General features: G+C 47.8%; 6 protein-coding genes. 5 read left to right on the top strand and 1 reads right to left on the bottom strand.

Going from position 1 to position 3,985, the window contains the following annotated elements; genetic code table 11:
- Positions 1–112 precede the first annotated feature (112 nt).
- Positions 113–871 carry a type I 3-dehydroquinate dehydratase gene (aroD, locus tag ACR0P9_RS08645; protein ID WP_432619241.1) on the top strand — a complete coding sequence of 253 codons (759 nt, stop codon included), beginning with the start codon at positions 113–115 and terminating at the stop codon, positions 869–871.
- 59 nt (positions 872–930) lie between these two features.
- Here the strand turns inward: aroD and ACR0P9_RS08650 are convergent, their stop codons facing one another.
- Positions 931–1,890: a hypothetical protein gene (locus ACR0P9_RS08650; RefSeq protein ID WP_432619243.1), complete on the bottom strand. Its 960-nt coding sequence runs from the start codon at positions 1,888–1,890 to the stop codon at positions 931–933.
- A 262-nt stretch (positions 1,891–2,152) separates the two neighbouring features.
- On the opposite strand from ACR0P9_RS08650, the gene queD reads away from it, so the two are divergent.
- The 4 genes from queD to ACR0P9_RS08670 form a co-directional block, all read left to right on the top strand.
- Positions 2,153–2,581: a 6-carboxytetrahydropterin synthase QueD gene (queD, locus tag ACR0P9_RS08655; RefSeq protein WP_432619245.1), complete on the top strand. Its 429-nt coding sequence runs from the start codon at positions 2,153–2,155 to the stop codon at positions 2,579–2,581.
- Positions 2,581–3,249, top strand: coding sequence for a putative 7-carboxy-7-deazaguanine synthase QueE (queE, locus tag ACR0P9_RS08660; RefSeq protein WP_432619247.1), 669 nt, complete (start codon positions 2,581–2,583; stop codon positions 3,247–3,249). Before queD ends, queE begins: the two co-directional genes overlap by 1 nt.
- Before the next feature lie 25 nt (positions 3,250–3,274).
- Positions 3,275–3,856: a GTP cyclohydrolase I FolE gene (gene folE, locus ACR0P9_RS08665; RefSeq protein WP_432619249.1), complete on the top strand. Its 582-nt coding sequence runs from the start codon at positions 3,275–3,277 to the stop codon at positions 3,854–3,856.
- 10 nt (positions 3,857–3,866) lie between these two features.
- Positions 3,867–3,985 (top strand): 7-cyano-7-deazaguanine synthase (locus tag ACR0P9_RS08670; protein ID WP_432619251.1); only part of this gene is annotated, 119 nt, incomplete at its 3' end.

The following is a 3,985-nucleotide window of genomic DNA, read 5'->3' on the forward strand; positions in this document are numbered from 1 at the left end:
TATAAGATTTGTCGGAATTTTTTATGCAAAATGCATAGAATTTTTTACAAAAATATGATAAACTTGAAAAAGTAAAAGTTCCACAACTTGTTTAGAAAGAGGAAGACATATTATGAGCAATGTTTGTGTAAAGAACTGCTGCATCGGCAGTGGAATTCCGAAAATTTGTGTTCCCATTGTTGCTACCAACCTGCGCGAGATTTTTTCTCAGGCGCGCGGAATGCAGCGCAAAGATTTTGACCTGATTGAATGGCGTATCGACCGCTTTGAGCATTTCCACGATCTCAACATGGTTCGCCGCGCTTCTCGTATTCTGCACGGTATTCTGGACGATCAGCCGTTTATCCTGACCTTCCGCACCATCGGTGAAGGCGGCAGCCAGCCGATTGAACCGGAATACTATGTCGAGCTGTATCGCACCGCTATCGAAGAACATCTAGTAGACATGATTGATGTAGAGCTGTGCATCGGTGACGACATTGTAAAGGAACTGGTAGATCTGGCTCACAGACATGGAATGCCGGTCATCATCTCCAACCACGATTTTGAGCGCACACCGCCGAAAGAAGAATTGGTTGCCCGCATGAAGCGCGCTGAGGCAGAAGGGGCAGATATTCTGAAAATCGCCGTTATGCCGCAGGATAAGCACGATGTACTGGAACTGCTCTCCGCCACCGAGCAAATGTCTCGCGAGAGCGAGTGCCCGCTCATTACTATGTCGATGGGACAGAGCGGTATTATCAGCCGTCTGAGCGGTGAAATCTTTGGCAGTGCGATCACCTTTGGTACAATTGGGGCTGCCTCTGCACCGGGACAGATTGACCTGGATTCTCTGCACATGGTTCTCCAGCTGCTGCACAAGCACATTTAATTGCAAACGCAAAAAAGCTCTGATTGTGCCGTTTTTCGGCTTCAATCAGAGCTTTTCTTCTATTTACTCAAGTAAATCGTTCTGTTCGGATAGGTCTTATCTGTATTCGGCGTATCCTTCGTATATTTCTGCGTATACGAGCTGTCTGCATACGCGGTATATCCATCCGGTGCGTCTACCAGAACCGGAATGCCATTCGGTACGGCAATCGTCTGCTCTCCGCTGTCAGATACCAGCGTGATCGTGCGTGTCCATGCCGGTGTAATCAGACTCTTTTCGATAAATTCTGCCGGTTTGACCATTTCATCGCTGCTGTATGTCATACTGCGCGACATATTACAGGTCTTTTCTTCTCCATTTGTATCCTTGACCGTATAAGTGCGGAAAATATCCAAAATACGCAGGGTTTCTTTCTCCACATCATATTCCTGTGTGGTATAGGTATAGGTCTTTCCATTGTTTTTGGTGCCGGACAGCGCGGAAATATCCGTCACAATATGATAGGTCTCGCCGCAGTCTCGCAGTGACGTAATGGTTTCTTTATTGTTATAGGAACCAAATCCATACTCTTCAATCAGCTGTTCCGCATAAGATGTTTGCTTTTTCTGCTCTGATGCCTGAATCACGAGTGCTTTTTTCTTGATGCTGCCGTCTTTATTGGCTTCTGCATACGTGTAAAAATCCTGTCCCTCGTGCTGGAAGTAATATTTGAACAGCATACCGGTCTCGGTTTTGCGATAACGGCAAATCGTCCCCAACACATCATCATAATACAACGTTAACAAGGCATTGGATTCTTTTTTCTCTTCGCCTACGCGCAGACAGGTACTGAATGACGGCTGTATGTTATCTGTTTCATATTTTTCCAAGGTATTGGCCGCATAAATTTGTTCCAGCGTCGGTTTTTCTGTCCGCTGTCCGCTGCCTGCACTGCCATCTGTCGATGCAGTGCCGCAGCCTGCCAACGTCCAAGCCATGCACCCAGCGAGCAGCATAGCTGAAATTCGTTTCAAAAGCATGTACTTTCATTCTCCAATATTTGATTGAAATTCCCGCAGTTTTGCAGGTCTTTGTCTATACTATCACATTTTGCGCTGCGATTCAAGGAAACGCGGAAATTCGATTGACAGCAAAACAGGGAAGGTGTATAGTATATACATCTTTTGATTAGACAGTTCGTTTGCACCATCCTGTCTTAAAACAAAACCAGGGCTGATGAATCATTTTTGTATTCTGCAGCAGGCTGGTATGCCTGCTGTTTTTTCTTGAAAGGAAGTTCTTATGTATTATTTAAGAGCGGAGGCGAATTTTGACGCCGCGCATTTTCTCGCGCACTATCAGGGCAAGTGCAGCAATATCCACGGACATCATTGGGTTGTACAAATCCGCATCAGCGGAGATACCTTACAGACCACGACACAGGAACGCGGAATGCTCGTCGATTTCTCTCAGCTGAAATCCGATCTCAAGCGCATGGCAGATGCTCTGGATCACACCTTGATTTATGAAACCGGCACGCTGCGCGAGGCAACCCGCTGTGCTCTGGCAGAAGATGGATTTGCACTGACTGAAGTGCCATTCCGTCCGACTGCAGAACACTTTGCCGAGTATTTCTATCAGCGCATGACCGAATGCGGTTACACCGTTGCCGAGGCAACGGTATATGAAACGCCGAACAATTGCGCTTCGTACACCGGAGAGGAGCAGTAATGGCAGTATTTGATGTAGCAGAGACCTTTACCAGCATCAACGGCGAGGGCACGCACGCAGGACAGCTTGCTGTCTTTGTTCGTTTTTGCGGCTGCAATCTGCGTTGTTCGTTCTGCGATACCACTTGGGCAAATGAGCCGGACGTACCGCATGTCTGTCAGACTACAGAGGAGATTTGTGCTGCTGTCGATGCCACCGGCGTGAACAATGTCACACTCACCGGAGGCGAACCACTGCTGCGCGACGGCATGGTAGAACTACTCACAGCACTTTCGCAAAAAGAAAACCGATATATTGAAATCGAAACCAATGGCAGTGTCGATCTGGCACCATATATCCATCTTTCTCCCCGCATTGCCTTTACGATGGATTATAAGCTGCCCGGCAGCGGTATGGAATCACACATGCGTCCAGAGAACTTTTCCTTGCTCCGTGCTTCGGACACGGTAAAGTTTGTCGCAGGCAGTCAAGAGGATTTACAGCGCGCGTTGGACGTCATCCAAACCTATGATCTGACGCATCGCTGTCATGTATACTTCAGTCCGGTGTTTGGTTCCATTGAACCGGCTGAAATTGTAGATTTTATGCAGGCGCACACCCTCAATGATGTGACCTTGCAGCTGCAAATGCACAAATTTATCTGGGACCCCAATAAACGCGGCGTATAACCCGCAGAACAGGACGAAAAAAATTATGGCTATTGATACCAAAGCAATCAAAGAACACATTCGCGGTATCCTCATTGCCTTGGGCGATGATCCGGACCGCGAAGGCTTAAAAGATACACCAGATCGTGTTGCCCGCATGTACAACGAAGTATTTGAGGGTATGAATTATACCAATGAAGAAATCGCGCAGATGTTTGGCAAGACATTTGAAGACGAAATGGATTTTGTCAGCGACTCCAAAGACGTTGTTGTTGTCAAAGACATTCAGTTATTCAGCTATTGCGAGCATCACATCGCGCTGATGTACGACATGACCGCTACTGTCGCCTACGTGCCGAACGGCAAAGTCATCGGCTTGAGTAAAATCGCTCGCATTGCCGATATGGTCAGCAAGCGGTTGCAGCTGCAGGAGCGCATTGGTTCGGATATTGCGCAGATTATGCAGATGGTGACCGATTCCGAAGATGTCGGCGTTTTGATTCAGGGCTGCCACAGCTGCATGACCGCCCGCGGCATTCGACAGACCAACGCCAAGACAACTACAACCACGCTGCGCGGACGCTTCCGCACCGATGCGGATTTGCAGCAGCGGTTATATCAGGCATAAGGAGATTCTCATGAGAGCACTTGTTTTATCCAGCGGCGGCGTAGACAGCACAACCTGTCTCGGCCTCGCCATTGAAAAATACGGAAAAGAAAATGTCACAGCTCTGTCTATTACCTATGGACAGAAGCA

Origin of the sequence: Butyricicoccus sp. (assembly GCF_050872565.1) — a bacterium.
Classification (GTDB): Bacteria; Bacillota; Clostridia; order Oscillospirales; family Butyricicoccaceae; genus Butyricicoccus_A.

Coding starts and splice junctions, on each gene's coding strand:
- aroD (WP_432619241.1), top strand. CDS start 113: ATGAGCAATGTTTGTGTAAAGAACTGCTGCATCGGCAGTGGAATTCCG.
- ACR0P9_RS08650 (WP_432619243.1), bottom strand. CDS start 1,890: ATGCTTTTGAAACGAATTTCAGCTATGCTGCTCGCTGGGTGCATGGCT.
- queD (WP_432619245.1), top strand. CDS start 2,153: ATGTATTATTTAAGAGCGGAGGCGAATTTTGACGCCGCGCATTTTCTC.
- queE (WP_432619247.1), top strand. CDS start 2,581: ATGGCAGTATTTGATGTAGCAGAGACCTTTACCAGCATCAACGGCGAG.
- folE (WP_432619249.1), top strand. CDS start 3,275: ATGGCTATTGATACCAAAGCAATCAAAGAACACATTCGCGGTATCCTC.